Here is a 3,226-nt window from a genome sequence, read left to right as displayed (position 1 = left end):
CACCGAGACCGTGTACTTTTCGAATGCGCGACGTGAATTACTGATTGGTACATTAAATGGTGTTGTGATTGTTGATTTGGCTAATTCTGAGAAAGAGACCAAGATCAATGGCTCGCATGTGCTCTCTGTTGCTGAAACCACGAATCAATATTGGATTGGTACTGAGCACGGCTTGATTAGTTACAACTTTATTACCGGCGAAATCACTCGTTTTGAACAAGCTGCTAACCAAGACTTTTCGTTACCGGGCGAGAAAATTTACTCACTAATTAACGATCATGCTGGTGGGATGTGGGTCGCGACCAACAACGGTATTCGGTATTTTTCTTTGTTTAGTAAGACATTCTCAAGAACGCCACTCACCGGAATGGGCATGCACTCCAGCAGTATGGTGATCAATAAAGTTGAGCCAATCGGTGAGCATCTATCTTGGGTGGCATCTTCGATGGGCCTCTACCTCGTTGATTCTGAAACTGAAGAGAGGCCTAGGCGCGTATATCCCAAACCAGTACAGGACTTTCAGGTTTTTGGTAGGTCAATTTGGTTGGCGACCGAAGAAGGGATTATAAGCTTCAATACCGAGACGTTGGAGTTTGAAGCGCTGAATTTGCCAAGAGCCATTGAAGGCGTCCACATCGAGAATTTTGCTCTTCAAGGTGATAACACCCTTTGGATGACCTCTGGTCAAAGCCTCTATTCATTATCGATCGACCATATGGAGCTTACGGGCTACGGAATGGATTGGTTGGTGGATAAGTTCCTGCCAGCAAAAATTACAGATCTAAATATTGGTTTACAAGGTCGCGTCTACATCGGCACCGACCATGGCTTCTATTCCTTTGTTGATAAACGGATCAGTTTTAGTCGTTCCAGCGAACGATTTGGCAAAGTGGTTGATATAGAAAAAGCTAATGATGGCTCTCAGTGGTTTGCGGGTAGTTATGGCGTTTATCGGATCCCTTACGATGGTTCGATGATAGAAGAGATCGCCTTGGTTGAAGAGAATATCAGTCCGAGTTGTCTGATTAGCGATGAGAATGGTGTGTGGTTGGGGTCTTCAAAAGGACTTAGCTATTATGGACTGGATGGTCAACTGCACAAGCACATAGGTTCACCATTTGGTTTGATCACCAATGAATTGGCGGCCGGTGCATGTGAACTCTTTTATAGTGAGGAGAATCAATCCTCACGGTTAGTTTTAGGTTCTAAGTATGGTGTGGTGAGTGCATTGTCTAATGAGTTGTTGGTATCTACCACGCCTCATAGCCGAGCATTGCTGAGTAAGATAAGTGTTAACCAAAAGACCGTATCATTGGGTGGGAAGGCCGCGGATTTAGCCGAGATCCCTTATGGTTCATCGATTGGCTTTAAGCTAGGCATTTTGCCTGCTACATTTGCCCCTGCGATGGAGTATCGACTCAATGATGATGAACCTTGGAGTGAGTTTGAAGGTGGCTTATTAACACTCGACCACTTGCTTCCGGGAGATTATACGCTCGAAGTGAAGCCGGTAAAGGATTCACACTATCGTTTTGTCTCCACCAATCAAAGCTTCGCTATAGCGGAACCTTGGTATCTCAGTAATTGGGCTGCTGCGAGCTCTCTTATCTTACTGATTTGTGTGATCACCATTTTGGTTTTTTGGCGTTCGCGTTACGTCACTTTTGCCAACAGACATCTTAAAGCACAAGTAGCTTTGAAAACTGATCAGTTGAGGCACCAAAGTCGGATACTACTGACGACTAATCAGCAACTTAAGAAGCAGTTATCGGTTAAGAATGCGCTTGTGTCTCATACCGCCGATGAACTGTCCTCAGAGGTTAACCAAGTTGCAGCCCTGCTCCCTAATTGGAACGATGAACAAGGTAAGTCGCCGATTCTCGCTCTGAAAAACGGCTTGGCTCAATTGAGTAATCGCCGGCAAGGTGGTGGTGCCGTTGGTTACGATATGATCTTGATCTTGGAGTCTGTTCTAAAGGCTTGGCAAGAAGACTTAGCTAAAGCAGGTATTGAACTAGAGATAAAAGTAGAGACGAAACACAGACATGTATCTTTACTGTATTTTAATCTCGATATTATCTTCAATAGTCTGATCGCAAGCATCATCAAGCGCAACTTTAAGTCGCAGAGCATGATGGTTACGGTTGAAGAGCTGAAAGAACACCTGGTCGTTACCATCTTAGATCATGGTATGCCTTTCCCTAAATTAACCTCTAGCATCAGTGATAATAGTGGAAAGTCGACAGACTTAAATATAGAAAAGTTACCATTGCTGGTGAATCAGAGTGGTGGAGAGCTCAATGCTTTTGTGTCGGAATCTCAGAATAAGGTGCAGCTTACTTGGCCAATTGACTATCAGGTATTAGATAATCTCGAAACCAATACAATAGAGCAGATTGAGACTATCAAGCTCGCTAATACCTCACCTGAACAGTTAAAGCTCAGTGCAGAGCAAGAATGGAAGAACCGAGTGACTCAGCTTGTTAGTGAGCACTACGCTGATGCTGAGTTTGGTACCGCTACTGCTGCTAAGTATCTATTTATGTCTGAGAGAAGCTTACAAAGGCGCTTTAAGATAGCTTATAACAAGACCTTTAAAGAACATTTGAATGAGGTTCGCTTGGAGCATGCGTGTGAGCGGTTACTCGCGGGAGAGAAGATATCAGACGTTGCTTTTGACTCTGGCTTTAATGACCCGTCTTATTTCAGCCAAAGGTTCAAACATCACTTTGGTATGTCTCCATCTAAGTTTGCTGAAAACAGTGAAGACTAGAGCGAACAATATTAACCAGCCAGTCTTACGCTAACGACAGATAGTTTCATTGAAGCCTCGACATTCGTGTTGGGGCTTTTTTATGCTTCTACGAGATACGAGATACGAGATACGAGATACGAGATACGAGATACGAGATACGAGATGTTTGGGTTAGTTTTTTGAAGATTGTTTTGCAGGGATTAAACAAGATAAGAAAAAAAATATCGTGGTATAGCCGGGGGGACTATACCACGGGTGCCAATGACACCTTCGCTTGCTGCCGGAGTGATATGGCAAGCCACATCACCTCTGGAATTAAATTAAAGAGAAGGAGTTTCTCTTCGATGGAGTAACTATACGATTAGTGACTTATTTTACTTATAAAATTAACGACAGAAGGCTATGAGAAAAGCGACATTTTTATAAGTTTTTGATATTTAATGATTTGTTGGGTTTTTGGTTGTGGTGTAC

At 43.3% G+C, this 3,226-nt stretch carries 1 protein-coding gene; it reads left to right on the top strand.

Annotated features, from left to right (window positions below):
- A partial coding sequence (locus BCT81_RS21430; RefSeq protein ID WP_102425766.1) for an AraC family transcriptional regulator occupies positions 1-2,773 on the top strand: 2,773 nt, incomplete at its 5' end.
- Between the last annotated feature and the right edge of the window lie 453 nt (positions 2,774-3,226).

Source organism: Vibrio sp. 10N.261.52.A1 (assembly GCF_002876325.1).
GTDB classification, from domain to species: domain Bacteria; phylum Pseudomonadota; class Gammaproteobacteria; order Enterobacterales; family Vibrionaceae; genus Vibrio; species Vibrio chagasii.
This window is presented reverse-complemented; position numbering and strand designations above follow the sequence as displayed.